Annotated in this window: 31 protein-coding genes; 20 read left to right on the forward strand and 11 right to left on the reverse strand. The window is 56.1% G+C overall.

The window, feature by feature from the left end; genetic code table 11:
• From PG871_RS03730 to PG871_RS03770, 8 genes are all read right to left on the reverse strand, one after another.
• Positions 1-930: an electron transfer flavoprotein subunit alpha/FixB family protein gene (locus PG871_RS03730; RefSeq protein WP_270726111.1), complete on the reverse strand. Its 930-nt coding sequence runs from the start codon at positions 928-930 to the stop codon at positions 1-3.
• Positions 930-1,688, reverse strand: coding sequence for an electron transfer flavoprotein subunit beta/FixA family protein (locus tag PG871_RS03735; RefSeq protein WP_270726114.1), 759 nt, complete (start codon positions 1,686-1,688; stop codon positions 930-932). The genes PG871_RS03730 and PG871_RS03735 overlap by 1 nt, the downstream gene beginning before the upstream one ends.
• Positions 1,689-1,702: 14 nt before the next feature.
• A complete protein-coding gene (locus tag PG871_RS03740) occupies positions 1,703-1,831 on the reverse strand; it encodes a hypothetical protein (protein ID WP_270726117.1) in 129 nt (42 codons plus the stop codon).
• 100 nt (positions 1,832-1,931) lie between these two features.
• On the reverse strand, positions 1,932-2,504 hold the full coding sequence (locus PG871_RS03745; protein ID WP_270726120.1) for a cob(I)yrinic acid a,c-diamide adenosyltransferase: 573 nt from the start codon (positions 2,502-2,504) through the stop codon (positions 1,932-1,934).
• 5 nt (positions 2,505-2,509) lie between these two features.
• The gene (locus PG871_RS03750) at positions 2,510-2,713 is read right to left on the reverse strand and encodes a twin transmembrane helix small protein (RefSeq protein ID WP_270726124.1); all 204 of its coding nucleotides are present in this window, start codon (positions 2,711-2,713) and stop codon (positions 2,510-2,512) included.
• Between the two features lie 86 nt (positions 2,714-2,799).
• Entirely contained in the window at positions 2,800-3,633 is an 834-nt protein-coding gene (locus PG871_RS03755) for an SDR family NAD(P)-dependent oxidoreductase (RefSeq protein ID WP_270726129.1), read from the reverse strand.
• A gap of 30 nt (positions 3,634-3,663) precedes the next feature.
• Positions 3,664-4,152: a bacterioferritin gene (gene bfr, locus PG871_RS03760; RefSeq protein ID WP_054003662.1), complete on the reverse strand. Its 489-nt coding sequence runs from the start codon at positions 4,150-4,152 to the stop codon at positions 3,664-3,666.
• A gap of 348 nt (positions 4,153-4,500) precedes the next feature.
• Positions 4,501-5,130 carry an SH3 domain-containing protein gene (locus PG871_RS03770; RefSeq protein WP_270726133.1) on the reverse strand — a complete coding sequence of 210 codons (630 nt, stop codon included), beginning with the start codon at positions 5,128-5,130 and terminating at the stop codon, positions 4,501-4,503.
• 156 nt (positions 5,131-5,286) lie between these two features.
• Between PG871_RS03770 and PG871_RS03775 the strand changes: the two genes are divergently transcribed.
• Positions 5,287-7,623: a DNA topoisomerase IV subunit A gene (locus tag PG871_RS03775; protein WP_270726136.1), complete on the forward strand. Its 2,337-nt coding sequence runs from the start codon at positions 5,287-5,289 to the stop codon at positions 7,621-7,623.
• 125 nt (positions 7,624-7,748) lie between these two features.
• Here the strand turns inward: PG871_RS03775 and PG871_RS03780 are convergent, their stop codons facing one another.
• Positions 7,749-9,044 carry a cytochrome P450 gene (locus PG871_RS03780; protein WP_270728711.1) on the reverse strand — a complete coding sequence of 432 codons (1,296 nt, stop codon included), beginning with the start codon at positions 9,042-9,044 and terminating at the stop codon, positions 7,749-7,751.
• Positions 9,045-9,262: 218 nt separating this feature from the next.
• On the opposite strand from PG871_RS03780, the gene PG871_RS03785 reads away from it, so the two are divergent.
• The 16 genes from PG871_RS03785 (at position 9,263) to PG871_RS03860 (ending at position 19,561) form a co-directional block, all read left to right on the forward strand.
• On the forward strand, positions 9,263-9,880 hold the full coding sequence (locus PG871_RS03785) for a hypothetical protein (RefSeq protein ID WP_270726138.1): 618 nt from the start codon (positions 9,263-9,265) through the stop codon (positions 9,878-9,880).
• A gap of 98 nt (positions 9,881-9,978) precedes the next feature.
• The gene (gene tuf / locus PG871_RS03790) at positions 9,979-11,154 is read left to right on the forward strand and encodes an elongation factor Tu (RefSeq protein ID WP_270726139.1); all 1,176 of its coding nucleotides are present in this window, start codon (positions 9,979-9,981) and stop codon (positions 11,152-11,154) included.
• A 184-nt stretch (positions 11,155-11,338) separates the two neighbouring features.
• Entirely contained in the window at positions 11,339-11,575 is a 237-nt protein-coding gene (locus PG871_RS03795; RefSeq protein WP_270726141.1) for a peptidoglycan-binding domain-containing protein, read from the forward strand.
• A 9-nt stretch (positions 11,576-11,584) separates the two neighbouring features.
• Positions 11,585-12,460: a hypothetical protein gene (locus PG871_RS03800; RefSeq protein ID WP_270726143.1), complete on the forward strand. Its 876-nt coding sequence runs from the start codon at positions 11,585-11,587 to the stop codon at positions 12,458-12,460.
• A 151-nt stretch (positions 12,461-12,611) separates the two neighbouring features.
• Positions 12,612-12,920 carry a 30S ribosomal protein S10 gene (gene rpsJ, locus PG871_RS03805; protein ID WP_054003514.1) on the forward strand — a complete coding sequence of 103 codons (309 nt, stop codon included), beginning with the start codon at positions 12,612-12,614 and terminating at the stop codon, positions 12,918-12,920.
• A 12-nt stretch (positions 12,921-12,932) separates the two neighbouring features.
• Positions 12,933-13,658 carry a 50S ribosomal protein L3 gene (rplC, locus tag PG871_RS03810; RefSeq protein WP_270728712.1) on the forward strand — a complete coding sequence of 242 codons (726 nt, stop codon included), beginning with the start codon at positions 12,933-12,935 and terminating at the stop codon, positions 13,656-13,658.
• Positions 13,655-14,272 (forward strand): 50S ribosomal protein L4, encoded by a 618-nt coding sequence (rplD, locus tag PG871_RS03815; RefSeq protein WP_270726149.1) that lies wholly within the window; start codon positions 13,655-13,657, stop codon positions 14,270-14,272. Before rplC ends, rplD begins: the two co-directional genes overlap by 4 nt.
• Positions 14,269-14,565 (forward strand): 50S ribosomal protein L23, encoded by a 297-nt coding sequence (locus PG871_RS03820; RefSeq protein WP_054003512.1) that lies wholly within the window; start codon positions 14,269-14,271, stop codon positions 14,563-14,565. Before rplD ends, PG871_RS03820 begins: the two co-directional genes overlap by 4 nt.
• A 249-nt stretch (positions 14,566-14,814) precedes the next feature.
• Positions 14,815-15,648: a hypothetical protein gene (locus PG871_RS03825; protein WP_270726150.1), complete on the forward strand. Its 834-nt coding sequence runs from the start codon at positions 14,815-14,817 to the stop codon at positions 15,646-15,648.
• 269 nt (positions 15,649-15,917) lie between these two features.
• The gene (locus PG871_RS03830) at positions 15,918-16,175 is read left to right on the forward strand and encodes a hypothetical protein (protein WP_270726153.1); all 258 of its coding nucleotides are present in this window, start codon (positions 15,918-15,920) and stop codon (positions 16,173-16,175) included.
• 353 nt (positions 16,176-16,528) lie between these two features.
• On the forward strand, positions 16,529-17,371 hold the full coding sequence (rplB, locus tag PG871_RS03835) for a 50S ribosomal protein L2 (RefSeq protein WP_270726156.1): 843 nt from the start codon (positions 16,529-16,531) through the stop codon (positions 17,369-17,371).
• A 3-nt stretch (positions 17,372-17,374) separates the two neighbouring features.
• Positions 17,375-17,653 (forward strand): 30S ribosomal protein S19, encoded by a 279-nt coding sequence (rpsS, locus tag PG871_RS03840; protein ID WP_054003509.1) that lies wholly within the window; start codon positions 17,375-17,377, stop codon positions 17,651-17,653.
• Between the two features lie 3 nt (positions 17,654-17,656).
• Positions 17,657-18,037, forward strand: a complete 381-nt coding sequence (rplV, locus tag PG871_RS03845) for a 50S ribosomal protein L22 (RefSeq protein ID WP_270726159.1) — start codon at positions 17,657-17,659, stop codon at positions 18,035-18,037.
• On the forward strand, positions 18,037-18,744 hold the full coding sequence (rpsC, locus tag PG871_RS03850) for a 30S ribosomal protein S3 (protein ID WP_054003507.1): 708 nt from the start codon (positions 18,037-18,039) through the stop codon (positions 18,742-18,744). The genes rplV and rpsC overlap by 1 nt, the downstream gene beginning before the upstream one ends.
• Before the next feature lie 13 nt (positions 18,745-18,757).
• Positions 18,758-19,171 carry a 50S ribosomal protein L16 gene (rplP, locus tag PG871_RS03855; RefSeq protein ID WP_054003506.1) on the forward strand — a complete coding sequence of 138 codons (414 nt, stop codon included), beginning with the start codon at positions 18,758-18,760 and terminating at the stop codon, positions 19,169-19,171.
• Between the two features lie 189 nt (positions 19,172-19,360).
• Positions 19,361-19,561, forward strand: coding sequence for a hypothetical protein (locus PG871_RS03860; RefSeq protein ID WP_270726165.1), 201 nt, complete (start codon positions 19,361-19,363; stop codon positions 19,559-19,561).
• A 76-nt stretch (positions 19,562-19,637) separates the two neighbouring features.
• Here the strand turns inward: PG871_RS03860 and PG871_RS03865 are convergent, their stop codons facing one another.
• The gene (locus tag PG871_RS03865) at positions 19,638-21,806 is read right to left on the reverse strand and encodes a methyl-accepting chemotaxis protein (RefSeq protein ID WP_270726168.1); all 2,169 of its coding nucleotides are present in this window, start codon (positions 21,804-21,806) and stop codon (positions 19,638-19,640) included.
• A 249-nt stretch (positions 21,807-22,055) separates the two neighbouring features.
• Between PG871_RS03865 and PG871_RS03870 the strand changes: the two genes are divergently transcribed.
• The 3 genes from PG871_RS03870 (at position 22,056) to PG871_RS03880 (ending at position 25,448) form a co-directional block, all read left to right on the forward strand.
• A complete protein-coding gene (locus PG871_RS03870) occupies positions 22,056-22,676 on the forward strand; it encodes a 2OG-Fe(II) oxygenase family protein (protein ID WP_270726170.1) in 621 nt (206 codons plus the stop codon).
• Positions 22,677-22,799: 123 nt separating this feature from the next.
• On the forward strand, positions 22,800-24,380 hold the full coding sequence (locus PG871_RS03875) for a BCCT family transporter (RefSeq protein ID WP_270726173.1): 1,581 nt from the start codon (positions 22,800-22,802) through the stop codon (positions 24,378-24,380).
• Between the two features lie 165 nt (positions 24,381-24,545).
• The gene (locus PG871_RS03880; protein WP_270726175.1) at positions 24,546-25,448 is read left to right on the forward strand and encodes a hypothetical protein; all 903 of its coding nucleotides are present in this window, start codon (positions 24,546-24,548) and stop codon (positions 25,446-25,448) included.
• On the opposite strand, the gene PG871_RS03885 is transcribed toward PG871_RS03880, so the two are convergent.
• On the reverse strand, positions 25,429-25,878 hold the full coding sequence (locus PG871_RS03885; RefSeq protein WP_270726178.1) for a hypothetical protein: 450 nt from the start codon (positions 25,876-25,878) through the stop codon (positions 25,429-25,431). The genes PG871_RS03880 and PG871_RS03885 overlap by 20 nt on opposite strands.
• Between the last annotated feature and the right edge of the window lie 163 nt (positions 25,879-26,041).

Below are 26,041 nucleotides of genomic sequence, written 5' to 3' on the forward strand. Positions count from 1 at the left end.
TTAGCCAAGCTTGTCGGTCAAGGCCGGAACGGCCTCAAACAGATCGGCAACCAGACCAAAGTCGGCAACCTGGAAAATAGGTGCTTCTTCGTCTTTGTTGATTGCAACGATGATCTTGGAGTCTTTCATACCAGCAAGGTGCTGAATGGCGCCCGAGATACCTGCGGCGATGTACAGATCCGGTGCAACGACTTTACCAGTCTGACCAACCTGCCAGTCGTTGGGGGCATAGCCCGAGTCAACGGCTGCGCGGGATGCGCCAACGGCGGCCCCCAGTTTGTCGGCGAGAGCTTCGATGATTTTGAAGTCCTCTTCCGAGCCAACACCACGACCACCGGAGACAACGATGCCGGCCGAGGTCAACTCGGGGCGATCGCTTTCGGCAACCTTGTCTTCAACCCATTCGGACAAGCCGGGATTGTCAGTAGCACCGATTGTTTCGACTGCGGCCGAGCCACCTTCGCCAGCTGCGTCAAAGGTCGATGTGCGGAAGGTGATAACCTTCTTGGCATCGGACGATTTCACAGTCTGGATGGCGTTACCGGCATAGATCGGACGCTCGAATGTGTCGGCGTCGATCACTGCGGTCACTTCGGAAAGCACCATCACGTCCAAAAGTGCTGCCACGCGGGGCATCACGTTTTTCGCGTCAGTGGTGGCAGGCGCCACGATGTGGCTGTAGTCACCTGCGAGGGACACGATCAGGGCTGCCGTCGGCTCTGCAAGGCGGTGGCCCAGAGAAGCGTCTTCAGCGACCAGAACCTTGGCCACGCCGTCGATTTTGGCAGCGGCTTCGCCAGCGGCTGCGGCAGATGCGCCAGCGGCCAGAATGGTCACGTCACCCAAAGCTTTGGATGCGGTGACAGCCTTGGCGGTGGCGTCCATCGCCAGTTCGCCATTGTTGACTTCTGCGAGAAGAAGAACAGCCATTACACAGCCCCCGCTTCTTTGAGTTTCTCGACCAGCTCGTCTACGGAGCCAACCATGATGCCTGCGGCACGCTCGGACGGCTCGGAAGTTTTAACAACTTCAAGACGCGGTGTGACGTCGACGCCGTAATCAGCAGCTGTTTTCTCGTCCAGCGGCTTTTTCTTGGCTTTCATAATGTTTGGCAGCGACGCATAGCGTGGCTCGTTCAAACGCAGATCAACCGAGATGATGGTTGGGGTCGAAACCTTGATGGTTTGCAGACCGCCGTCCACTTCGCGGGTCACAACGGCTTTGTCGCCGTCGATGTCGACCTCGGAGGCAAAAGTCGCTTGCGACCAACCCAGAAGGGCGGACAGCATTTGACCAGTGGCGTTCATGTCGTTGTCGATCGCCTGCTTGCCGCAGAGAACCAGACCGGGCTGCTCTTCCTCGACCACTTTGGCGAGGATTTTGGCAACGGCCAGCGGCTCGATGTCCTGATGTACATCGTCAGCAGCAACCACGAGAATAGCGCGGTCGGCGCCCATGGCGAGGGCAGTGCGCAGGGTTTCCTGAGCTTGCTTGACGCCAATCGACACTGCGATCACTTCGTCAGCCTTGCCGGCTTCTTTCAGGCGGATGGCCTCTTCGACGGCGATTTCGTCGAATGGGTTCATCGACATTTTTACGTTGGCGAGATCGACACCGGTCCCGTCCGCTTTCACACGGACCTTCACGTTGTAGTCAATCACGCGCTTGACAGGCACAAGTACCTTCATGGGCGTAGGACTCCTTACAAAATGTCAGAGCCGGGGTCCGGCTCAAGCAATGCTCTCTGGGCTTTGATATATTCTTGCGCGGCCGTGAAACAGAGCAAAATCGTCACGATCGCGCCTATCGACGTCACGTTGAGCGGTTTCACGTTACGTTTCTTGCAAGAATATTGCGGCGGCGCAGAAAAGTTACGTAAGGACAAATTGCGTAAGGCGTGATGTTAGCGCCACCGTGCGGAAAGCGCAGACTTAGCGATTCGCGCCGGGGACCCAGAGCACATCAGCGCGGCCATCGTCGTTGGCGATGCGTGCAGCCACAAAGAACCAGTCCGACAGCCGGTTGAGGTACGTCACGACATGCGGGTTGACCTCTTCGGACTGCGCCAGTTCCACTGCGAGGCGTTCGGCACGGCGGGCGACGGTCCGGCAAATGTGCAAATGTGCTGACAAGGCGGAGCCGCCGGGCAGAATAAAGCTGCGAAGCGGTTCGAGCCGGTCATTCATGGCGTCGATTTCCGCTTCAAGTCGCAGGACCTGACTTTCGGCCATGCGCAACGGCGGGTATTCGGCGGTGGCGTCCTTGGCCATGTCAGGGCGGCAGAGATCCGCGCCGAGATCAAAGAGATCGTTCTGAATGTAGGACAGCTGAGTGTCCATGGCGCCTGTGGCATGCAGGCGGGCGACGCCCAGCGTGGCGTTGAGTTCATCCGACGTGCCGTAGGCCGTGACGCGCGCATCGTATTTGGCGACGCGGTTGCCATTACCAAGCGCGGTGGTGCCTTTGTCGCCGGTGCGGGTGTAGATCTTGTTTAGAACAACCATGTTGATCAGCCTCCCGTGCGGAACCAGACAAATATCAGGATCATCACCACCGCAATGAATTGTGCGGCGATGCGCAGGCGCATGAGCTTGTTGGCATATTTGCGATTGAAATCGCCGCCCTTGGCAAAGGCTCCGACGCCGATCACCAGAATGACCAGCACACTCAGACATGCGATTGCGGCAACCCAGAAAAGGGGATCGTTGGCCATGATTCTGCTCCTGCTTCTTTGACGGGGTTCAGACATAGCCGCAGTTTGGGCAAAACTGAACTCCCTTGCTGGGCAACTACGGCGTTTCAGCCCTTGGAGATCACCCAGTCGAGCGTTTTTGTCGGCAGAAGCCGGCGCAGGATGGACATTATGTGGGCGGGCTTGGTGACACGATAGCGGGCGCGGGGGCGGGGACTTTCGAGCGCGTGGATGAGTTTGGCGACAACCGCCTCCGCGGGCAACTCAAACGGATCAAGGCTCTGTTTATCCTCGGCAAAGCGCGCAACGAGGCCTGTGCGGTAGCTGTCGGAGTGGGGTGAGCTTTCCCAGTTGATCCAGCGGTGAAATTGCTTCGCATTGTTGCGGCGCAAGGCAGAGGTGATCGGCCCGGGCTCTATCAAGCTGACGTTGATCGGGCTGTCGCGCAATTCGATCCTGAGGCAGTCGGCCCAGCCTTCGAGGGCGAATTTTGTGGCCACATAGGCCCCGCGATAGCGCATGGGCACGTAGCCCAGCACCGATGAATTCAAGACAATTCGTCCGTGCCCTTGCGTGCGCATGATTGGCATGAGCTGTCGTGTCAGCTCGTGCCAGCCCAACAGGTTGCTTTCCATCAGATCGCGAAATCCGTCGGTGGGGAGGTCTTCGACCGCGCCGGGCAGGCCGCGCGCCCCGTTGTGAAAGACCGCATCCAAAGTGCCACCGGTTTCGGCAATGACCTCTGCCACCGCGGCGGTGATGCTGTCGGTGTCACGGTAGTCCAGTCGAGGGCTCAGGAAGCCTTCGGCGCGCAGGCGGTCGCAGTCGCGTTGCTTGCGGCAGCTGGCAATCACGTGCCAGCCGCGTTGACGCAGGTCGCGGGCAGCGACAAGGCCAATGCCTGTCGAGCAGCCGGTAATGAGAATGGTCTTCTTGGTCATTGTGTGTCCGGCTGCCCCATTGGGCGTGTTTCAGTCGTCTGCTTCGTCGGCGCTTTCGGCGTTGAGTTGGCCGTAGTTCTGAGCGCCAATCGTGTCGTGCAGATCGAGCTGTGTTTCAAGGAAGTCGATATGACCCTGCTCGTCGTTGATCAAGCTTTCAAACAGCCCCATCGACGCATAATCGCCCACGTCGGCGCAATACTTCCGAGCTTCGGAGTAAAGGGCGACGGCTTCCATTTCCGCTTCGAGGTCGCACGCAAGGGTCTCGCGCACGTTTTCGCCGATGCGCAGCGCGTCCAACGTTTGTAGGTTTGGATGGCCTTCGAGGAAGATGATGCGGTCGATCAGGCTGTCGGCATGCTCCATCTCTTCGATGCTTTCTTCACGCATCTTCTTGGCAAGCTTGCCGTAGCCCCAGTCTTTCTGCAGACGATAGTGCAGCCAGAATTGACTGACGGCGGTCAGTTCAACCCGCAGCGCCTTGTTCAGATACTCGATAACCTTGGGATCGCCCTTCATCACGTTCACTCCTTCTGGATGGTGCGCTGCGCAGACCGCGTAATTCGGCTGGCACTTCCAGATTAGGGTTTGCGCGCATTGAGGCAACAAAAAGCTTCATGCAGCCGCCGCAATTGGGCGATTTCCCGAGGGCGTGATAGATTTTTCCAGGTGTAATAATTGCGTTGGTGTCTGACGCGCGCATCCAATTAATGGCTGAGTGAATATCGGTGTCCGAGATTCGTTCACAACTGCAGACAATCATACTTCGGGCCTTGAGCTTTGTATTTGGCCGAGAAGTACGATAAAAACGGTCAGGTAGTCAATCCTGACAAAATTAGTCTGAAGAAAAGTTTATCTACGTTTGGATCAATTGGTGATTTGGGCAAGCATTTTGCCTGCCATCCAGCCGACGCGGCCGGTTTCTTGATCGCGCAATTTCACCCAACCCTTGCCCTCGTCGCGCAGCACTTCAACTTCTTGCCCACGGGTTAGAACGCCCAAAACTGCAAACGACGTGCCCGGTCCGCCGCGCAAATTCACGCGAGAGCCACGTACCGCGCGCAAATCTTTCTGAGGTGCGTCGAGAATCACGTCGGTCGAATTCAGAGCGGCGAGTGTCGGCTGAGTCTCGATTTTTGTGTCTGGCGCAGCAAAAGAATCTGTTTGAGAGAGGGATGCAACCTTTGGCGTTTGAAAGCTTTCAGCTGATGCAGCGCTGACGTTGAGAAATGATGCGTGAGATGCAGGCGTTGCGGTAACGGTTTCGATCTTGGCTTCGGACGTGCGATGCACCGTCGGCACCACCGCTGCGGCCTGTGTAACAACAGGTTCAATGGGTGTTGGGGTGATGCGTGCGGGCTCAGGAGAAACAAGGGGATTCTGGGTTTGAGCCTGGACGACATCGCGACGGTATTTTGGTTCAAAGTCGGACCCGCCGCTGAGCTCATAAAACGCCCAAGCCATGACCGCTAAACTGACAACAACAAACTTGTTCACGAGAAAATCTCCGAAATACTGGGCACGTCACAATAAATAGGCACGCATCACGATAACAGATTATCGATGGGAGGAGTCCATCCTCAGGGGAAAAAATCCTGAATTGTCCCCATCGATCTGCTTTACCGGGGCCGCGGCCTTGGGTATCACCGCAGTATGACCGACCAGATCGACGACGACTTCTCCGCCCAGAATGTGACTGAACCGCTGCGCCGCGCCATTGGCGAGCGCTATCTGACCTATGCGCTGAGCACGATCATGCACCGCGCCTTGCCGGATGCCCGTGACGGTTTGAAGCCAGTGCACCGCCGGATTCTTTATGCGATGCGCGAGTTGAAGCTCAACTCTTCGGGTGGCTATCGTAAATCGGCCAAGATTTCCGGCGACGTGATGGGCAACTATCACCCGCACGGCGATATGGCGATTTATGATGCGATGGCCCGTCTGGCGCAGGATTTCAACGTCCGATATCCGCTGGTCGACGGTCAGGGAAACTTTGGCAACATTGACGGTGATAACCCCGCTGCCAGCCGATACACGGAAGCGCGGATGACCTCGGTGGCTGAGGCCATGTTGGAAGGTCTCAATGAGAACGCCGTCGATTTCCGCGAGAACTACGACGGCACGCTGACAGAACCTGTGGTTTTGCCGGCAACCTTCCCGAACCTTCTGGCGAATGGATCCAGCGGCATTGCGGTCGGCATGGCGACGAACATTCCGCCGCATAACATTGCCGAGCTGTGCGACGCCTGTCTGCATATGATCAAGACACCGGATGTGCGCGAAGACACGTTGCTGAACTATGTCCCGGGACCGGATTTTCCCACCGGCGGCGTGATTGTTGAACCCAAAGAAAACATTGCGCAGGCCTATCGCACTGGACGCGGATCGTTCCGGTTGCGGGCCAAATGGGAAAAAGAAGACTTGGGCCGGGGACAGTGGCAGATCGTGGTCACCGAGATCCCCTATCAGGTGCAGAAATCACGCCTGATCGAGAAATTGGCCGAGGTGATCCAAACCAAGAAAGTGCCGATCCTTGGCGATGTGCGCGACGAAAGCGCCGACGATATCCGGCTGGTGCTGGAGCCAAAATCCAAGAATGTGGACCCAGACGTCCTGATGAACATGCTTTACCGCAACTCCGATCTTGAGGTGCGGTTCTCCTTGAACATGAATGTGCTGATCGACGGGGTCACGCCCAAGGTCTGTTCGATGAAAGAAGTGCTGCGGGCGTTCTTGGACTTCCGCCGCGAGGTGTTGATCCGCCGTTCCAAGCACCGCATGGAAAAGATCGACCACCGGCTTGAGGTGCTTGAAGGCTTTATCATTGCCTTCCTCAATCTGGATCGTGTGATTGATATCATCCGCTATGATGATGCGCCCAAACAAGCGCTTATGGCCGAGGATTGGGGGATGGATCACGCGCGGGCCACCTCCGAAAGCGACTATACGTCGCCGCTGCCGACGACCGGTGAGGGCGAACTGACAGAAGTTCAGGCCGAAGCGATTTTGAACATGCGCCTGCGCAGTTTGCGTCGTCTGGAAGAGCTGGAACTGGTGCGGGAACGCGACGCCTTGATGCTGGAACGCGCCGGGCTCGAAGACCTGCTAGACAGTGATAGCCTGCAGTGGGAGCGCATTTCGGATCAGCTGAAAGAGGCCAAAAAGCTCTTTGGCAAGGACCACGAAGGTGGCGCGCGCCGTACTCAGTTTGCCGAGGCGGGCGAAGTCGAAGATGTGCCGATCGAGGCGATGATTGACCGCGAACCGATCACGGTTGTCTGCTCTCAGATGGGGTGGATCCGCGCCATGTCGGGTCACATTGACCTGACGCGTGAACTGAAATTCAAAGACGGCGACGGCCCGAGGTTTGTTTTCCACGCAGAGACGACCGACCGCCTTCTGGTGTTCGCCACCAATGGGCGGTTCTACACGCTGAGTGCCGCCAATTTGCCGGGTGGCCGCGGCATGGGTGAGCCTCTTCGATTGATGGTGGATCTCCCGAATGAAGCTGAAATTGTTGATATTTTTGTGCATGATAAAGAGCGCAAGCTGTTGGTCGCCTCAAGCGCTGGAGACGGGTTTGTGGTGCCTGAGAAAGACGTGATTGCGCAGACGCGGACAGGCAAGCAGGTGCTGAATGTCAAGGATGACGCACGCGCACAGATTTGCATTCCTGCATCCGGAGATCACGTTGCTGTGGTATCCAAAAATGGCCGTTTCCTTGTGTTCCCACTGGAAGAGTTGCCGGAACTGGGCCGCGGCAAGGGCGTGCGCATTCAGAAATACAACATGGCACGCGGACGTCAGGGCACATTGGAGTTGGATGGCGGACTGTCTGACATCACAACCTTTGACTGGGCTGAAGGTCTGAGCTGGTCGATGGGTGGTAAGACCCGTCATGAAGCAGACCTCAGCGAATGGCTGGGCAAACGCGCAGGCGTTGGCAAAAAGGCGCCCTACGGATTCCCTAAAACCTACACGTTCGGCTAAAGTCTGCGCTTCTTTCTGGTCACATACACCCCGGGGGAGACGCGGCTTGCCGCGTCGGGGGCTGGCCCCAAAGCCGCGGCATCGCCGCTGCCACGCCCAACCCCTCAAGGGGGCGGGCGCTCGCCCTAAACCGGACGCGCCGTCAGCCAGACGCCATTTTCAGGCCGCAACGTCAGGATCATCACGGGATCCGGGTCACGTCCCGCCACTGGATCAAAGCGGAAACGGGTGAGTAAAGTGGCGAGGATCATCACGGCTTCCTGTATGGCAAAGCTCGCGCCGATGCAGATACGCGGCCCGTCCCCAAAAGGCAGGTAGGCATAGCGATCCACAGTCTTGCGATCTGCGAAACGGCCGGGATCAAACGCGTTTGGATCCTCCCAGAGCGCATGATTGCGATGCAGCGCATAGATCGGGATCATAACTGTGTCGCCCGGGCGGATGTCGCGGGCACAGAGCACGTCTGCCTCTTGCGCGGTCCGCGAAATGATCCCTGCCGGAGGGTAAAGCCGCAGCGCCTCGTCCACGATCTGACGGATCAGGGGCATGCGCGCGGCTTCTTCGCCGGTGGCGGCCTCTCCTTTAATGACAGAGGAAGCCTCTGCCCGCGCCTGATCCTGAATGTCTTGGTCGTAGGCACACAGATACAACGACCAAGCCAGCGTCAGCGCGGTGGTTTCGTGGCCTGCCACAATGAAGGTCAATAAGTTGTCGCGCAGTTCGGATGTGTTCATGGATTTGGCAGTTTCGGGATCGACGCCGGCCATCAACAAATCCAGAAGGTCCGGCACCTCGCCTGCGCCGCGTGTGCGGCGGGCCTCGATCGCTTCATCCGCCACAGCTTTCATCTTGCCCACGGCTTTGCCGGAAAACATCCGCCCCGGGCGGGGAACCCAGTCGGGAATGCCAAGCATGTCGAGCAAAGAGACCTTGCCGGCCTCGGCGATATAAAGGTCGATGGCGCGGTGCACAGCGTCTGCATCAAAACTGCCGTCGCCGGAGAACGTCACCTCGGAAATCACATCAAAGGTGGTGCGCACCATCTCGTCCTGAAAATCCACGGCGCGGTTACCAGCGGCGGACACACGCGCGACAGATCGCAAAGCGGCGGCGCTCATGAACGGGGCCAGCGCCAGCATGTTGCGCTGACTGAACACCGGTGCGGCAGCCCGGCGTTGCCAGCGCCAATGGGCGCCCTCGGCGACAAAAAGACTGTCGCCAATAGCGGGGCGCAAGATGTTTTTGGTGGCTTTGGATTTGGGGTAGTTGTCGACGTTTTCCAGCAGCACCCGTCGAATCGCGCCAGGGTCCATGACCATGTGCCAGCGGATCCCGGTTTGTCCCGAAACCATCGGTTGACGCACCGCGATTTCTGGCAGAATTGACAAGAGATTGCTGCGCGCCGCCTTGAGTGACCCCATGAGCCCGAGTGGCTCGGTTGCCAATGGCACAAAAACCGGGGGTTTGCGGTCGGAAGACTTGGCCAGTGGAACAGTCACAGCGGTACTCCTGAAGTGTTTCAAGTCCGATACGTAGCGCAAGACTACGGCGATCACATCGTTGCACATAGCCTACGATTGCGCCAACCGCATGGTTCGGGTATGCCACCAGACAAAGAGAGCAAGAGGGACCGTCGAGCATGATCCGATTGGCAATTTGTGTCGCAGCACTCGCGGCGCTGGTATCCTGCACGGCCCCGAGTGGCCCCGTGACTGATGAGAAGCGTGACCTGGGCGATTTTGTGCTGGGTCACAATATTGTGGTGGCGCCACAATTCCAAAAAGGCCCGCTGTCGCGTGAGGCCTCCAAGGACGTTTTCATCGCGTCGATGAAAAACGCCATAGATGCGCGATTTGGCCGGTATGACGGCGACCGGGTTGTTCACTTTGGGATCAACATTTCGGGCTATGTGTTGGCGCAGAACGGTGTGCCGCTGGTGCTGTCGCCAAAATCCGCGCTTATCATCACCGTCACCGCATGGGATGACCGCGCCGGTGGCAAATTTAATGACGAGGCGCGCGAATTCGTTGTGCTTGAGAGCTTTACCTCAATTGGTGTGAGTTCGGGCCTCACGATGACCGCCGAAGAGCAGATGGAAAACCTGACGTTCAATGCCGCCAAGCAGATCGAATCCTGGATGTATGACAACCGCGCCTGCCTGGTGGATGACGTGCCGGCAGATGTGTTGGCACAGTGTTGGAAAGACAGTGCTCAGGAGCGGGCGGAGCGTAAGAAGCAACTGGATGAGCTGCGCTGATTGAAAGCCTGCTTGATTTTTGTCGCGCAACCAAATATGTCGCGCGCGGTAGAGGTAATCGGGTCCGAGTGACCCCCCAAACGTAGAAAGCGCCCGAGATGGCTAAGGAAAAGTTTGAGCGCAGTAAACCGCACTGCAACATCGGCACCATTGGTCACGTTGACCACGGTAAAACCACGCTGACCGCAGCGATCACCAAACAATTTGGTGACTTCAAAGCGTACGACGAAATCGACGGCGCGCCGGAAGAAAAAGCACGTGGCATCACCATTTCGACTGCCCACGTTGAATATGAAACCGACGCGCGTCACTACGCCCACGTCGACTGCCCCGGCCACGCTGACTATGTGAAAAACATGATCACCGGTGCGGCGCAGATGGATGGCGCGATCCTGGTTGTGAACGCAGCTGATGGCCCGATGCCACAGACCCGCGAGCACATCCTGTTGGGCCGCCAGGTTGGCATCCCGGCCATGGTCGTGTTCATGAACAAAGTGGACCAGGTTGACGACGAAGAGCTGCTTGAGCTCGTCGAAATGGAAATCCGCGAACTGTTGAACGAATACGACTACCCAGGTGATGATATTCCTATCATCGCGGGTTCGGCTCTGGCCGCTCTGGAAGATCGTGACGACAACATCGGTAAAGAGAAAATCTCCGAGCTGATGGCGGCTGTTGACAGCTACATCCCACAGCCACCACGTGCCGTGGATGAGCCGTTCCTGATGCCAATCGAAGACGTGTTCTCGATCTCTGGTCGCGGTACTGTTGTAACTGGCCGTGTTGAGCGTGGCGTGATCAATGTTGGCGACAGCATCGAAATCGTTGGCATCAAAGACACCCAGACAACAACCTGTACTGGCGTTGAAATGTTCCGCAAGCTGCTGGATCGCGGTGAAGCAGGCGACAACGTTGGCGCATTGCTGCGTGGTATCGACCGTGAAGCGGTTGAGCGTGGTCAGGTTCTTTGTGCACCTGGTTCGGTTAACCCACACACCAAGTTCGAAGCAGAAGCCTACATCCTGACCAAGGATGAAGGTGGCCGTCACACGCCATTCTTCGCGAACTACCGTCCACAGTTCTACTTCCGTACAACTGACGTGACCGGCACTGTTGAGCTGCCAGCAGGCACCGAAATGGTGATGCCCGGTGACAACCTGAAGTTCAACGTTGAGCTGATCGCACCGATCGCAATGGAGCAGGGCCTGCGCTTTGCGATCCGCGAAGGTGGCCGCACAGTTGGTTCCGGTGTTGTATCCAAAATCGTTGAGTAATTAGCTCACGCTAATTGTTGACTAGAAAAGGGCGTCCTTCGGGGCGCCCTTTTTGCGTTTGGGGAAAAGGCGACTTTTTGCTGCGGGGAGCAGGGGTAAAATAAAATGGATTCGCTCTGGTTTTCGACTTTACTGTTTTAAAATTACTAATAGCTTTGGGCCTCAGTAACTATCGAGGTCCAATTTGAAACAGCTTTTCACGTGGATTTTTATTTCACTGTTTATCCCCGCCGGAGCTTCTTTTGCGCAACCCGTACGCGGCGTGGAATGCTTGCAGCGTCAGTTGCTTCGGTCTGGCTATAAGCCGGTGCCGATCGATGGACTTTTGGGCGCGCGCACCGTGGGTTCCTTTTCTGAGTATAATGAACGCAACGCACTTGGGATTAAAAGGATATTCACGCCGCATATGGGAGATGCCTAGTGCCGGCTGTTGGGGGAACGAAACAGCGTACTAAAAGCTGACTGGCCATCCAACGATCGGCCCTATGAGATCGCGTTTGGTGAAGGGGTTGAACAACGGTTCCAGATCAAATTCGCTGTTGCTATCCTTAAAGCGAAAAGTCGCGTTTTGCCAATTCTTGGGATTGAGTTGGCTGGATGGGATGTAATTGCGGTTGCAACGACCCCACAAGAGCTTGTTCGGCTGGCTCTTAAAGACACGCCGTATTCAGAAAGTGCGTTAAAACGATTGGCAACCGAGACCTGTTCGCGAGTGAATACTGGAAATTCAATCTACGCCTTGGCTGTTCACGGTTTGATACTGGTTTGCAAATCGCCTGGCGCCTCGGTCGGAAGGGAAATTACTCAATCAAAACTAGAAGATCTTGCAGCCCATGAGTTCATGCATCTTGTTCAGTTTCAACTGGCGGGATCTGCCTCGTCAAACGACAGGCCAGATCAGGCGTCGGCAGAGAGGGGGCCAATTTGGTTGCTCGAAGGGTCCGCGCAGGCATTTGCAAATGCGGTGGCCTTTGATAGGCCCGCATGGACGGGACGGCTGGCGGCTATGAGAAAATTTCCAGACGGACTTCCCGATTTGAACGAGCTTGAGCATCGCGAAATGCGCAGTAGGGCGCCAATTCCGGTGTATTTCGGTGGTATGATCGGAGCCGTCGATCCGGTCGATAAAAGTGGCTTCCCGGCAATAGCCAAGTTTTACGAGATTCTCGGACGGCGCGGCGGCTGGCAACGCGCGTTTGAGGAGGCTTTTGGGATTTCAGTGGATACGTACTATACGCTTTTTGCCGAAATGGAGAGGGTAAATACGCAGGGTGCGCCCTTAAGCGGCTGGTTGCTGAGAGATTAACCCCTTGCCACCACCTTAGATCCCCTCTATATCGCGCGGGTTCTCATTGAGAATTTGGAGGCGGGGTGATTCCCGCCTTTTGGGTTCGATGAGGGTTTGCGGTGGTCGCAGGTCCTCCTCTCAACTCCCACGCCTATAAAAGGCTGACGTAATGCAAAGTCAAAACATTCGCATTCGGCTGAAGGCTTTTGATTACCGTGTCCTGGATGCCAGCACACAGGAAATCGTAGCAACCGCAAAGCGCACTGGCGCAACGGTTCGCGGCCCGATCCCGCTTCCGAACAAAATCGAGAAGTTCACCGTTCTGCGTGGTCCCCACGTTGACAAAAAATCCCGCGATCAGTTCGAGATCCGTACGCACAAGCGTCTTCTCGACATCGTAGATCCGACCCCCCAGACCGTAGACGCGCTGATGAAGCTCGACCTCGCGGCTGGTGTGGACGTCCAGATCTCGGTTTAAGGAGAGTATATGATGCGCTCCGGTATTATCGCGAAAAAAGTGGGCATGACCCGCTTGTTCATGGAAGACGGCAAACAGATTCCTGTCACCGTTCTCCAACTCGACGGCCTGCAGGTTGTTGCTCAGCGTACCATCGAAAAGGACGGCTACACTGCTGTTCAGCTCGGCGCTGGCTCTGCCAAGGCCAAACGCACCTCCCAAGCCATGCGTGGCCACTTCGCAGCAGCGAAAGTGGAACCAAAGCGCAAGCTGGCCGAGTTCCGCGTGTCCGAAGAAGGTCTGATCGAAGTGGGTGCGGAAATCTCCGCAGAGCACTTCCTCGAAGGCCAGAAAGTGGACGTTGCGGGCACCTCGATCGGTAAAGGTTTTGCCGGTGCTATGAAACGCCACAACTTCGGCGGTTTGCGCGCGACACACGGTGTCTCGATCAGCCACCGTTCGCACGGCTCGACTGGTCAATGTCAGGATCCCGGTAAGGTTTTCAAAGGCAAGAAGATGGCTGGTCACATGGGTGCAGTCCGCGTGACCACGCAGAACCTGGAAGTCGTCAAAACTGACGCCGACCGTGGTCTGCTGTTCATCAAAGGCGCCGTACCTGGTCCGAAATCCGGTTGGGTTTCTGTCAAAGACGCTGTGAAGAAAAAAGCTCCTGATGGTCTGCCTTTCCCGGCTGGTCTGAAGTCAGCTGCAACTGAAGCACCTGCGGAAGAAGTTGCCGCGGAAGGTGGTGAAGCATGAAACTTGACGTGATCAAACTTGACGGCTCCAAAGCCGGTTCGGTTGAACTGTCTGAAGACCTGTTCGGTCAGGAGCCCCGCGCGGACATCCTGCACCGTGTGGTTCGCTGGCAGCGCAACAACGCTCAGGCGGGTACTCACAAAGTGAAAACCCGTTCGGAAGTGTCCTACTCCACCAAGAAGATCTATCGCCAAAAAGGCACCGGTGGCGCACGCCACGGCGCTCGCTCGGCACCGATCTTCCGCGGGGGTGGCGTCTACAAAGGTCCAGTTGTGCGTTCGCACGGCCACGACCTGACAAAGAAGTTCCGCAAACTTGGTCTGAAGCACGCTCTGTCTGCTAAAGCCAAAGCTGGTGAACTGGTTGTCATTGAGGACGCTGCAACAGAAGGCAAGACTGCCGCTCTGGCCAAACAGGTTGCAAACTTGGGCTGGAAACGCGCTCTGGTCATCGATGGCGCATCCGTTAACGAGGCGTTCCTGAATGCATCGCGTAACATCGACGGTCTGGATATCCTGCCAACGATGGGTGCGAACGTGTATGACATCCTCAAGCGTGACACTCTGGTGATCACCAAAGCGGGGATCGAAGCTCTGGAGGCTCGTTTGAAATGAGTGCGAAAGCAGAACACTACGACGTGATCCGCAAGCCGATCATCACCGAGAAATCCACAATGGCGTCCGAGAACGGTGCTGTGGTTTTTGAAGTGGCGATCGACAGCAACAAACCGATGATCAAAGAAGCTGTTGAAGCGCTCTTTGGTGTAAAGGTCAAAGCGGTCAACACCACAATCACCAAGGGTAAAGTCAAACGTTTCCGCGGCCAGCTTGGCAAGCGTAAAGACGTTAAAAAGGCTTACGTGACCTTGGAAGAAGGCAACACAATCGACGTGTCCACCGGTCTGTAAAGACTGCTTTCTTTGAGAAAATGAAGAGCCCCCTGCCAGTGATGGCGGGGGGCTTTTTGTTGGGCATCAGCCTGTATAACGTGTGCATTCGTTAAGAAAGTGAAGAAAGTGGATCCTATCAATCAATGGCTGAGGCGCTCGAGAACGAAAAGCGAGAACGCGTTCTTTGAGGAGTTCACTTGCCCAAATTCGTTCCCAAAGGCTGAACGGGCAGCGAGAGAGCGCTTTAGTATGTGGACAATCCGGTCAGTGCCAGACTCTGGTGCAGCGCTCGAGAGTGAGTTGGCGCTGTGGGCTCAAGAGCCGGGTAGATCGTCAATTGCTCTTTTTCACGGCGATGGTCGAGTACGGCAGGCCGCTCTTAAGCAGCTTGATCAAGAACTGCTGCATCCGCTGATCGTATACGGACTGATTTCAAGGTTGAATGACTGGGCGCCGGAGGTAAGGGCTGAGGCGAAGCTCGCACTTGTTAGGTGTTTTTCCAAAACGCCATCGGACATCTTGTTTCCCGCAGTTTGGATTGTTCTTCAGTATGGAACAAGTTGGAAGAGGTGGTCTGGCGGTTGGGGCGCGTTTCTGCAGTTGGTCAACTCAAGAGAAACCCTGTTCAACGGGATTGCGGAGAAAGTGCGTTTAGATCGCTCCGGAGAGGCGTCGCGGGTGTTCCGCAATATTTGTCAAAGCCCTTTGCTGGATGCCCACCTCGAACTGTTGGCTGAGAAAGCGTCGCAACCCCACATTCGAGCATCTGCGTTGAGGTTTGCGGTGCATGGTGAGGTGACCTGGTGGAACGGTGAATTTGAACGTCAATGGATTGACAAGTCTTTGGGAAAGAGCGTTCGTCGGCGCGTTATGGTAAAAAGGCCGATAGCTAATCAGCCTAACTGGTACGCGATGGTGGAGCGTAGTTTGAGGGACGACTCGGCCGCAGTTCGAAACGAAGTGCTGGACGCACTTATCCTGTTGCGTCACGAAGATCGCTGCTCTCAACTAATTGAAATGGTTTTGGGGAGTTGTTGGCCGAAGGTGGCTTACTCCACAAAAAGCCGGATGGAATTTTTGCGATCAAAGGTGCAACTCTGATTTTATTGTTTTGTCAGGCCGCCGCGCATCGTCATGCTAAAGGAATGCCTCAGGAATGACACGCCTAGGCAGCGGCGATTTGGGGCGTCGAGTGCTGTCGAGTCATCTATCGCGGTCAGAACTTGACGAACACTCAAAGCCAGTATGACTGGGGGGTGCGAAAAATTCTAGAAATGGAGCACGCTGAGATAGTGAAATTTATTAGATACTCTGTGGTCGCCGGCTTTGTTGTCCTTGCAGTGCTATTTCACACCCCAAAGAGCTGGAGAGTGGATTATTCAGACAAGTCCGATTTAGAGGCACTTGATATGCTGGGCGCTCCAGACATCAGACCTACCGAGTTTGGATATTTCAACTACGGCTGGGTGACTGGAATCAAGGTTGGTGATTTCTACCTTCTTCCTACAATCCTTCGGCTGGAAAGGAAGATCCCGAGCGAGCTTGAACAGGGTCGTCTCTATTTGCCTATTTACTGGGACGGCATGTTTGGGTGGCTCTTTCCTGAAGATGGCGCCGGCCATCCGTAGGTGCCTTCTATTTCTTTGCTGAAGTGGCTGGAAAAATCTGGCAAATACTAACGTCTGGATCGCCACCGCGCGCGTCGTCGATACGCGGCTTGGTGCGGCGATGTAGGTATCGGCCAAGAAAAACAAGGGGCGCACTTGCCACCACCCCCCATCCCCGCTATATCGCGCAAGTCGTGTGGCCTCAGATTCGTTCTGGGGCTATTCACATTTTGAACCGGGCACCTACGGGGGCCTAAACACTTGGCACCTTAGTAGTCGGTTTTCATTGAGAAACCAGCGAGTGGGGGCCTTACACATAGCGGGCCTTGGGACACATACCTTAGGCTCTGCACGCTAAACGGAAGACAGAAAGCATGGCACTTAAGTCGTATAAGCCGACGACGCCGGGCCAACGTGGATTGGTGCTGATCGACCGTTCGGAGCTCTGGAAAGGACGCCCCGTCAAAGCCCTCACTGAGGGTCTGACGAAATCGGGTGGCCGGAACAACACCGGACGGATCACATCGCGTCGCCGCGGTGGTGGGGCGAAACGCCTCTACCGGATCGTTGATTTCAAACGCAACAAAGTAGATGTCGCGGCAACCGTCGAACGGATCGAATATGACCCGAACCGGACCGCCTTCATCGCACTGATTAAATATGATGACGGCGAGCAGGCATACATCCTTGCGCCTCAGCGTCTGGCAGTTGGTGACCAAGTCATCTCCGCAGCCAAAGCCGACATCAAGCCGGGCAACGCAATGCCGTTCTCGGGCATGCCAATCGGTACGATCATTCACAACATCGAGTTGAAGCCAGGCAAAGGCGGCCAGATCGCCCGTGCTGCTGGTACGTACGCTCAGTTTGTGGGTCGTGACGGTGGTTACGCTCAGATCCGCTTGTCGTCTGGTGAACTGCGCCTCGTGCGTCAGGAATGCATGGCCACCGTTGGTGCCGTGTCGAACCCCGACAACAGCAACCAGAACTACGGTAAAGCCGGTCGTATGCGCCACAAAGGCAAACGTCCGTCGGTTCGTGGTGTTGTTATGAACCCGATCGATCACCCTCACGGTGGTGGTGAAGGTCGTACGTCCGGTGGTCGTCACCCGGTTACTCCTTGGGGTAAGCCGACCAAAGGTGCACGCACACGCAACAAAAACAAAGCGTCGCAGAAGCTTATTATCCGCTCGCGTCACGCCAAGAAGAAGGGACGTTAATCTATGTCTCGCTCTGTATGGAAAGGCCCCTTTGTTGACGCTTACGTCCTGAAGAAGGCCGAAGCGACACGTGAAAGTGGCCGCAACGAAGTGATCAAGATCTGGTCGCGTCGCTCCACCATCCTGCCCCAGTTCGTGGGCCTGACTTTTGGCGTTTACAACGGTCAGAAACACGTTCCGGTGCTGGTATCCGAAGACATGATCGGTCAGAAATTCGGTGAATATTCGCCGACCCGTAACTACTACGGGCATGCTGCCGACAAAAAAGCGAAACGGAAGTAAGTCATGGGCAAGGCAAAGAACCCCCGCCGCGTGGCTGAAAACGAAGCAATGGCGAAAACTCGCATGCTTCGCACCAGCCCGCAGAAACTGAACCTCGTGGCCGGCATGATCCGCGGCAAGAAAGTCGAGAAGGCGTTGACCGACCTGACTTTCTCCAACAAGCGGATCGCAGCAGACGTGAAGAAATGTCTTCAGTCCGCAATTGCCAACGCTGAGAACAACCACAACCTGGACGTCGACGAGTTGATCGTTGCCGAAGCCTATGTGGGTAAAAACCTGACTCTGAAACGCGGTCGTCCGCGGGCACGGGGTCGCTTCGGCAAGATCCTGAAGCCGTTCTCGGAGCTCACGATCAAGGTGCGTCAAGTTGAGGAGCAAGCCTAATGGGTAATAAAGTCAATCCGATTGGCATGCGCCTTCAGGTGAACCGCACCTGGGACAGCCGCTGGTATGCAGACACCAAAGACTATGGTGACCTGCTTCTTGAAGATCTCAAAATTCGTGAGTTCATCAAGACCGAGTGTAAGCAAGCCGGTATCGCACGCGTGATCATCGAGCGCCCACACAAGAAATGCCGTGTGACTGTTCACACTGCACGTCCGGGCGTGATCATCGGTAAGAAAGGCGCTGACATCGAAACGCTTCGCAAGAAGATCGCTTCGATGACTGACAGCGAGCTGCACCTCAACATCGTTGAAGTGCGCAAGCCTGAGCTCGACGCAACGCTGGTTGGCGAGTCCATCGCTCAGCAGCTGGAGCGCCGTGTGTCTTTCCGTCGCGCGATGAAGCGTGCCGTTCAGAACGCTATGCGCATGGGCGCCCTGGGTATCCGGGTGAACGTCGCTGGCCGTCTGGGTGGTGCCGAGATCGCACGTACCGAATGGTATCGTGAAGGTCGCGTTCCGCTGCACACACTGCGTGCCGACATCGACTACGCACACGTGGAAGCCACGACCGCTTATGGGATCATTGGTATCAAAACCTGGATCTTCAAAGGCGAGATCATGGAGCACGATCCACAAGCGCGTGACCGTCGTTCGCAAGAAGTCCAGGATGGCCCAGCACCTCGCGGTGCAGGCGGTCGTCGCTAAGGGAGACTGATCAATGCTGCAACCAAAGCGTACAAAATTCCGCAAACAGCACAAAGGCCGTATCAAAGGTCTTGCTAAAGGCGGTTCGGATCTGAACTTCGGTTCTTATGGTCTGAAAGCAACCACACCTGAGCGTGTGACTGCTCGTCAAATCGAAGCGGCGCGTCGTGCTATGACCCGTCACATGAAACGTCAGGGTCGGGTATGGATCCGTATCTTCCCAGACGTGCCTGTGACTGCCAAGCCGATCGAAGTTCGTATGGGTAAAGGTAAGGGTTCCGTGGACCGTTGGGTCTGCAAAGTGAAGCCTGGCCGTGTACTGTTCGAAATCGACGGTGTGTCCGACGATGTCGCACGTGAGGCCCTGCGTCTTGCTGCCATGAAGCTGCCGGTGAAAACCCGCGTCGTGGTTCGCGAAGACTGGTAAGTCTTTGGCGGGGTAACCCGTTTGAAAACCTAAAAGCCCCCGTCGAGAAATCGGCGGGGGCTTTTTGTTTCAAACCTATGTAAAAGGCCCGCTAAATAGATGGGTCATCGGCGGGCGCGCCGGCAATTTCGCCTTTTGAGGAAAACACTCTTTGTGTTAACCTTTGTTAATTCAAAAGGCTGATTGCTCATGACACCAGACGGTTTAAAAGTTTCCGACATCCTTCAGGACTTCCCTGATTGCCCGCAAAGAGAGATGGCGTTGCGCGCTTTGCGCAAAGGTCATGAAGACTTGGCGGGTGAATGGTTGAAAGCTCTGACGGCTATGGTCAGCGAAGGGCGTGCCCGCATTGAAGCTGACCGGCTGGTAGATCAAAAGCGCCGAGCCTGATCGCGCAGCACCCCAAACAAAGAAAAAGCCCCGACACATCGCTGTGCGGGGCTTTTGTGTTTTCGTGACGTCAGGATCAGGCGGCGCGGTTTTTTGACTGCTTGGCTGATGTGTCTGGCGTGCTTGCACCGGGTTTGTCGCGCAAACGGAAGCGGGACATAGCCTCGACCAGGTTCTGGGCCTCCGTGCGCAGGACCTGTCCGGCGGCGGATGTTTCTTCGAGCATCGCCGCGCTGTTCTGGCCGTCGCGGTCCAAAGACTCGACCGAACCGTTGACCTCGGTGAGGCTGGCGGACTGGTCCACAGTGTTTTCTGCGATGTCTTTGACCTTGCCCACAACCTGTTCAACAGCACTTACGATGTCTTTCAAAGCATGGCTGTTTTGATCCATCAGCGCCGCGCCGTTGGTGACTTCGGTTGTTGAGCTTGCGATCAGTTCGGTGATTTCATGCGCCGCATCAGAGGATCGTTGCGCCAGCGCGCGCACTTCGGAGGCGACCACGGCAAAACCGCGTCCAGCGTCGCCGGCTCGGGCTGCTTCAACGCCGGCGTTGAGGGCCAGCAGGTTGGTCTGGAAAGCCACGTCTTCGATCATATCAGTGATCTGGGAAATGGCGTCCGAACTGTCCTTGATGCGCTGCATGGCGGTCAGGCTGTCTTCGGCGATGCGACGGCTGTCGTTGGCTTTGCCCTGTGCCAGATCGACGTGTTCACGCGCAGATTGAGCGTTGGCTGCGGTGTCGCTGACGGTTTCGCTGATGCTTTGCAGAGCAGCGGAAGTTTCCTCCAGTGAGGCTGCTGCCACTTCGCCGCGGCGAGAGGCATCGTCCACGGCTGACGCGATTTCGCGGGCCGTCCGGTTTAGGACGCTGCTGGAGTTTGTCAGCTGGCGCACCATGCCGTCGAGGCTGCCGTTGAGGTGGTCGATGGCCAGGGAGATGTCCTTGAAAACACCTTTCTGTCCTGCGGGCATCTGGTGGGTGAGGTCGCCGGTGGCAAGAATGCTGAGCGCCGACTTGATGTCGCCAAGGCCCTTTTCAGCGACCTCGCCAATCAGGTTCACACCGTGAGCCAGTTCGGTAAAGCTGTTTTCTTCTTTTGCGACGTCGATGCGCATGGAGAAGTCTCCGTCTGCGCAGGCTTCGATCACGGCCGACACATCGTGCATGAGGGCCTGTTTTTGGATTTCCTCTTCGCGGCTCTGGGCGGCGACGTCAACAATGGCGCCGATTTCGCGAATGGAGGCTTTGGGCACGTCGACAGAGAAATCACCGGCGTTCAATTTCTTCAGGAAGATGTCCAGCGCGCGCAAAGGCCGGGCGATGGCCCGTGCCATGAGCAGTGAGCAGAGAACATAGAACAGCCCGCCGATTGAGCCGACAAGGACTGTGGTCTTGCGTGCGGAATGCGCCACGGCGGCGTCCTCGGCCTCAAGGATTGTGCGCACGGAACCGGCCGTTTCCATGATCGTTTTCATTGCGGGTTGGGATGCCGCAAAGGCTGCGGATACGCTGGTTCGGGTGGTCACTTCAACAGCTGTTTCCTCGGCGAAAGCGGTGAAGGCTAACTCATATTCGTCAAGCGCCTGATCAATTTTTGTCTTTTGCTCCGCTGAGTCGTAGAGAAATACTGGTAGGGCGCGGAACTCCTTGAGGCGTTGCAGAACGGCATCCACGTGTGCCTTGTCCTTGGTCAACATGAAGTCCTTTTCCGATTGGCGCGCGGTTAGGATCTTGGCGTGCAAAACCGGGACTTCGATGAATTTGAGCTCTGCCTCCACGGCACTAACCGCGGTGTTGAGGGCGCCGTGAAGGCCTTCTGTGGCTGTCAGGCCGAGGCGCCGATTGGATGCTACCAAAGCGGCAAAGCTTTGGCCGTACTGATTGATGTGCTCCTGCAGCTCGGGGAGGGCCGCGGTGGCCTCCGCCATTTCAGGCAGTTCGTCTAGATGGACCGACAGGTTTTCAAAGTCATTGGTCATCGCGTCCATCGTGGCCGCATGCCGGTCGATATACTTGGTGGTCTTGCGCAGAAGGAAGTCCTTCTCATGACGCCTTGCCATGAGGAATTTGATTTGAAGTTCTTCTGTTTCCAAATTGATATTGTCGATCGCAAGAATGCGGTGCTGAGCAATGTCGCGCTGGTTAAAGGCGGTCATGGCGGTGCTGGCGATCACGAATAGGACCCCCAAGGCGAGGCCAATGATTGCAAACATGGCTAGACGGATTGAAATTTTCGTTTTCATGTCTTGGCAAGTCCTGATGCGTTCAGATTGACTAATTGGCTATCAGCGATTGGTTAAAAGTTTGTAGTTCGCTTTGCTGCATTGGTTTTTATGTGGTCAGATGGTCGCGTGCCTGTCAGTGATTTTTCCTTTGAGTTTCGGACTTTACGTAGCGGAATTCCTGCCAGGGAGTGGCAAACATTTGCCAGCGCAGCGGAGGCATCGGACAGTGAACTCGCTTCTTTTGAGGCCTTGCGGTAGGAGAAAGACATGAGCCAAACCGAATCCCTCTTTGTGACCCGTCTTTACCGTGCCCACTTGTCCGAATTCGGGCCTGAAATCGATGCATCGGAACTTGAAGCCTCTTGCTATTCCATCGCTGAAGACGATGAAGCCGGGCAAAACTGGTGTGAGGAAAAAGGCTATCCTGGCTATACGTCTTATGCGTCCTTGACCGACCTGCCTTGGCGGTTCCCGATTTTTGCGGACATTGTCGCAGCACTGGACAAACATGTTGCCGCTTTCGTTGAAGATCTGGAATTTGATCTGGATGGACGCAGTCTGGTTTTGGAAGACCTTTGGATCAACATCTTGCCAGAAGGCGGGATGCACAGTTCGCATCTGCATCCGCATTCCGTGATCAGCGGCACGACATATGTGTCCATGCCGGAAGGCGCCAGCGCGCTCAAACTCGAAGACCCACGGTCGGGCCGGATGATGGCCGCACCGGTACGGCGCAGTGGCGCCCGGCGCGAACTTGAGCCGTTCATTTATGTCAAACCAGACGTGGGTGACGTGCTCCTATGGGAGAGCTGGCTTCGTCACGAAGTGCCGATGAACATGTCCGAAGATGACCGCATCAGCGTGAGCTTTAACTACAAGTGGGAATGATCCCAGCCCATTTTCCGCGCAATTTGGCCGGAGAATTTTTTAAGACGTCGCCGATTTGCTTATGCCGCCCCAAGCGCGGTGGGTAGTGTCGTGCGCCCATTTTGGAAAATCGCGAGGAACGACATGACGGAAGAATCCGACTATGAAGCCGGACAGGACAATGTCCAAATTATGGGGTTGGACATCCACAACCCTGTGTTTGCAATTTCCGGACTCACGATCATCGCTTTTGTATTTTTCTCGTTGGTGTTTCGTGAACAAGCCACCGAGTACTTTGGCGCTTTCCGCGTCTTCCTGACAAGTCGGTTCGACTGGGTGTTTCTGATAGTTTGCAACCTGTTTGTGGTCTTCTGTCTCCTGCTGATCGTCTCACCCTTTGGCAAAATTCGCCTTGGTGGTGATACGGCGAAACCAGACTTTGGCTTTGGTTCCTGGCTGGCAATGCTGTTTGCCGCTGGCATGGGCATCGGGCTGGTTTTCTGGGGCGTTGCGGAGCCCGTCGGCCACTATGAGGCCGCAATCGGCGGCATGAGTTTTGACGATGCTGGGGCACGCACCGATTGGTCGCCTTTGAGCGCGGCCGAGGGTGACACTGGCGCGGCACGCAATCTGGCGATGGCTTCAAGTATGTATCACTGGGGTCTGCACCCCTGGGCGATCTATGCGGTTGTCGGCCTGTCCCTGGCGTTCTTCAGCTATAACCGCGGTCTGCCATTGACGATGCGGTCGGTGTTTTACCCGCTGTTGGGCAATGCAACGTGGGGGCCAGTGGGCCACGTGGTCGATATTCTCGCGGTATTTGCCACGATGTTTGGCCTAGCGACATCTTTGGGGCTGGGCGCAAGTCAGGCGCTGGCCGGGCTAAACTATCTGTTTGGTGTGCCGATTAATGATGGCATGAGCGTTCTGTTGATCGTGGCGATCACTGCAATTGCGTTGGTGTCTGTGGTGCTCGGCTTGGACAAAGGCGTGCGTCGTCTGTCGCAGGTCAACATGGTGCTCGCGGGTACCGTGCTTATGCTGGTTCTGGTACTGGGGCCGACGCTGGCCGTTCTGTCGGGCTTCTTTAGCGGGCTTGCGGCGTACCTCACCGAATTGCCCCTGTTGGCCAATTGGGTGGGTCGTGAAGACAGCAACTTTGTGCAGGGCTGGACTACGTTTTACTGGGCATGGTGGATTTCTTGGTCACCTTTTGTCGGCATGTTTATCGCCCGTATCTCGCGTGGCCGCACTATTCGTGAGTTCGTGTTCTGTGTTCTTATATTGCCGACAATTGTCGGATCCCTGTGGATGGCTGTGTTTGGAGGCGCTTCTATCGATCTGATCATTAGCGGCGCGGGCGCCCAGCTGAGCGAGGCCTCTGTTGATCTCAAGATGTTCAAACTGTTTGAAGCCTTGCCGATGACTGAACTTTTGTCGGTGGCTGGCATTGTGCTGGTCGTGGTGTTCTTTGTGACCTCGGCAGACTCAGGGGCTTTGGTGATTGATACGATCACCGCTGGTGGCAAGACAGGGTCTCCGACTCCGCAGCGGGTGTTCTGGTGCGTGCTGAACGGCGCGATTGCGATTGTGTTGCTTCTGGGCGGCGGACTCGGCGCGCTACAGGCGGCCTCTGTGGCCACGGGATTTCCGTTTGCCTTTGTCTTGGTCGCGATGGTTGTGTCCATCACACTTGGGTTGATCCAAGAGAGAAAGCGCGGCTGATATCCATCATTGTCTGAAGTGGAACCCGTGGCGGCAACGCCGCGGGTTTTGTCGTTAAGTTTGTTTTGTTTCTTGCTTGAGCCTCTCATGCGGCTGGCTTTATTAAAGCTTTATTCAAGCCTTCGCGGGTCTTGAGTATGGGGAAACGGGAACTAACGGACCACAATGAGAATTTTCAATTTGGCAGCGGGTTTCCTGCTGACTGTTGGCATGGCTGCACAAGCGCATGCTGACACAAACGTGTTTGGCGAGCTGGGGCTCGCCATTGATGGCTTTTCAGCGGGCGGCAACGGGGTGAACACCTCCGGTTTTCCGTTTGATGAGCCTGGGAACTTCAATGCTTTGAAGGCTATTGGCGAAGTGGGCGCGGTTTATGACACAGGCTTCGCCTGGTCGCTTTCGGCGAATTACAGTGCCACAGATGTTGGCAAGTTCAACAGTATCGGTGCGCCGACGAATGATGGCCCGGCAGGGGCATCGCAGGCCGTCATGACGCTGGGCTATTTGCAGCCGGACTATTTCGTTGGTGGCTTTGCCGGTCTGGGCGACGCGCGATTCATCGGCAGCGACAACGACCAGAACGCGACCTACCGTTTGGTAGGGGTGGGTGGTGCGTTTCAGGCCTCCCGTTGGAGCCACGGATTAAGCCTCAGCCTGATGGACGTGATCGAAACGGATGATCCAGAGACGCTGAGCGACACTGTTATTGTGAAAGTGCAAAGTGAATTCGCGCTTGGCACTGATACGCAGCTTGGCGTGTTTGCGACGTATCTTGAGGGCGAGATGGATTGGGATGGCGCGTTGGCGGATCCTGTTAATGGTGGCAGCTTTGGCGTCTACGTGCGCCACAAGCTAGGCCAAGTGGGAAAGAATCCTTTGTTGCTGGACGCAGGTGTGTCGCGTGTGATGCTGAATGAGGCACCGCCGTCTGCAGATCACAGCCTTTGGGCGACAAATCTGCATATCGGGTTCAGTGTGGTGTTCGGCAAGGGTACGCCATCCCTGATGCGGGTTGCCTCTGCGCCGGACATGACCACTGCGCAGATATTCAATCCGCTGTTGGATTGATATCGACAAAACCCACTTGCTCTGAGTCCGCGCCGCCCCTCTTGGAGCGGCGCTTTTTGTTCGCATTTCCACGACCAAAATTCGGTTCGTCCCAAATTCTCACGTATATGTCCCAAATTCTCACGTTTTTGGCGCAAATCACTCCCATATCTCTTTCATCAAGGAAAACCAAACACCACAGATGAAAAGGACTTTCACAATGATCACCAAATTCGCTTCCGCTGCCCTCGTCGTTGCTCTCTCCGCACCGCTGGCTTTCGCCTACCCAGCCGCTAATGCCGCCGCCGGTGGAGGAGAGCCGATCGTAACTGAAAGCTTTCAGGTCGCTGATACCGCTGGCATGGATCGCCGGCAGGATCGTCGCGACACGCGCCAAGATTGCCGCCAAGGCGAAGGTGCTGCTGGTGCCGACAAGCGGGACTGCAAACAAGACAGCCGTAACGGTTGATACCAAAACACGTTCTACGGAAGGCTGGAGCCTCGCCCGATTGCTGGGCGGGGCTTTGGTTTTGCTTCATCTACTTTCTCGCTAGGGTATATCCATGGATGAGGTGAAAAGCGTTCGGTTCGGGTACGTCAGCAAAATCTTGCGA

This window comes from Shimia sp. Alg240-R146, from assembly GCF_947331465.1.
Classification (GTDB): Bacteria; Pseudomonadota; Alphaproteobacteria; order Rhodobacterales; family Rhodobacteraceae; genus Shimia.

Coding starts and splice junctions, on each gene's coding strand:
- PG871_RS03775 (WP_270726136.1), top strand. CDS start 5,287: ATGACCGACCAGATCGACGACGACTTCTCCGCCCAGAATGTGACTGAA.
- PG871_RS03860 (WP_270726165.1), top strand. CDS start 19,361: ATGACACCAGACGGTTTAAAAGTTTCCGACATCCTTCAGGACTTCCCT.
- PG871_RS03730 (WP_270726111.1), bottom strand. CDS start 930: ATGGCTGTTCTTCTTCTCGCAGAAGTCAACAATGGCGAACTGGCGATG.
- rpsS (WP_054003509.1), top strand. CDS start 17,375: ATGTCTCGCTCTGTATGGAAAGGCCCCTTTGTTGACGCTTACGTCCTG.
- rplB (WP_270726156.1), top strand. CDS start 16,529: ATGGCACTTAAGTCGTATAAGCCGACGACGCCGGGCCAACGTGGATTG.
- rpsC (WP_054003507.1), top strand. CDS start 18,037: ATGGGTAATAAAGTCAATCCGATTGGCATGCGCCTTCAGGTGAACCGC.
- PG871_RS03750 (WP_270726124.1), bottom strand. CDS start 2,713: ATGGCCAACGATCCCCTTTTCTGGGTTGCCGCAATCGCATGTCTGAGT.
- PG871_RS03875 (WP_270726173.1), top strand. CDS start 22,800: ATGACGGAAGAATCCGACTATGAAGCCGGACAGGACAATGTCCAAATT.
- PG871_RS03785 (WP_270726138.1), top strand. CDS start 9,263: ATGATCCGATTGGCAATTTGTGTCGCAGCACTCGCGGCGCTGGTATCC.
- rpsJ (WP_054003514.1), top strand. CDS start 12,612: ATGCAAAGTCAAAACATTCGCATTCGGCTGAAGGCTTTTGATTACCGT.
- rplV (WP_270726159.1), top strand. CDS start 17,657: ATGGGCAAGGCAAAGAACCCCCGCCGCGTGGCTGAAAACGAAGCAATG.
- bfr (WP_054003662.1), bottom strand. CDS start 4,152: ATGAAGGGCGATCCCAAGGTTATCGAGTATCTGAACAAGGCGCTGCGG.
- PG871_RS03865 (WP_270726168.1), bottom strand. CDS start 21,806: ATGAAAACGAAAATTTCAATCCGTCTAGCCATGTTTGCAATCATTGGC.
- PG871_RS03880 (WP_270726175.1), top strand. CDS start 24,546: ATGAGAATTTTCAATTTGGCAGCGGGTTTCCTGCTGACTGTTGGCATG.
- rplP (WP_054003506.1), top strand. CDS start 18,758: ATGCTGCAACCAAAGCGTACAAAATTCCGCAAACAGCACAAAGGCCGT.
- PG871_RS03820 (WP_054003512.1), top strand. CDS start 14,269: ATGAGTGCGAAAGCAGAACACTACGACGTGATCCGCAAGCCGATCATC.
- rplC (WP_270728712.1), top strand. CDS start 12,933: ATGCGCTCCGGTATTATCGCGAAAAAAGTGGGCATGACCCGCTTGTTC.
- tuf (WP_270726139.1), top strand. CDS start 9,979: ATGGCTAAGGAAAAGTTTGAGCGCAGTAAACCGCACTGCAACATCGGC.
- PG871_RS03870 (WP_270726170.1), top strand. CDS start 22,056: ATGAGCCAAACCGAATCCCTCTTTGTGACCCGTCTTTACCGTGCCCAC.
- PG871_RS03780 (WP_270728711.1), bottom strand. CDS start 9,044: ATGGGGTCACTCAAGGCGGCGCGCAGCAATCTCTTGTCAATTCTGCCA.
- PG871_RS03745 (WP_270726120.1), bottom strand. CDS start 2,504: ATGGTTGTTCTAAACAAGATCTACACCCGCACCGGCGACAAAGGCACC.
- PG871_RS03755 (WP_270726129.1), bottom strand. CDS start 3,633: ATGACCAAGAAGACCATTCTCATTACCGGCTGCTCGACAGGCATTGGC.
- rplD (WP_270726149.1), top strand. CDS start 13,655: ATGAAACTTGACGTGATCAAACTTGACGGCTCCAAAGCCGGTTCGGTT.
- PG871_RS03735 (WP_270726114.1), bottom strand. CDS start 1,688: ATGAAGGTACTTGTGCCTGTCAAGCGCGTGATTGACTACAACGTGAAG.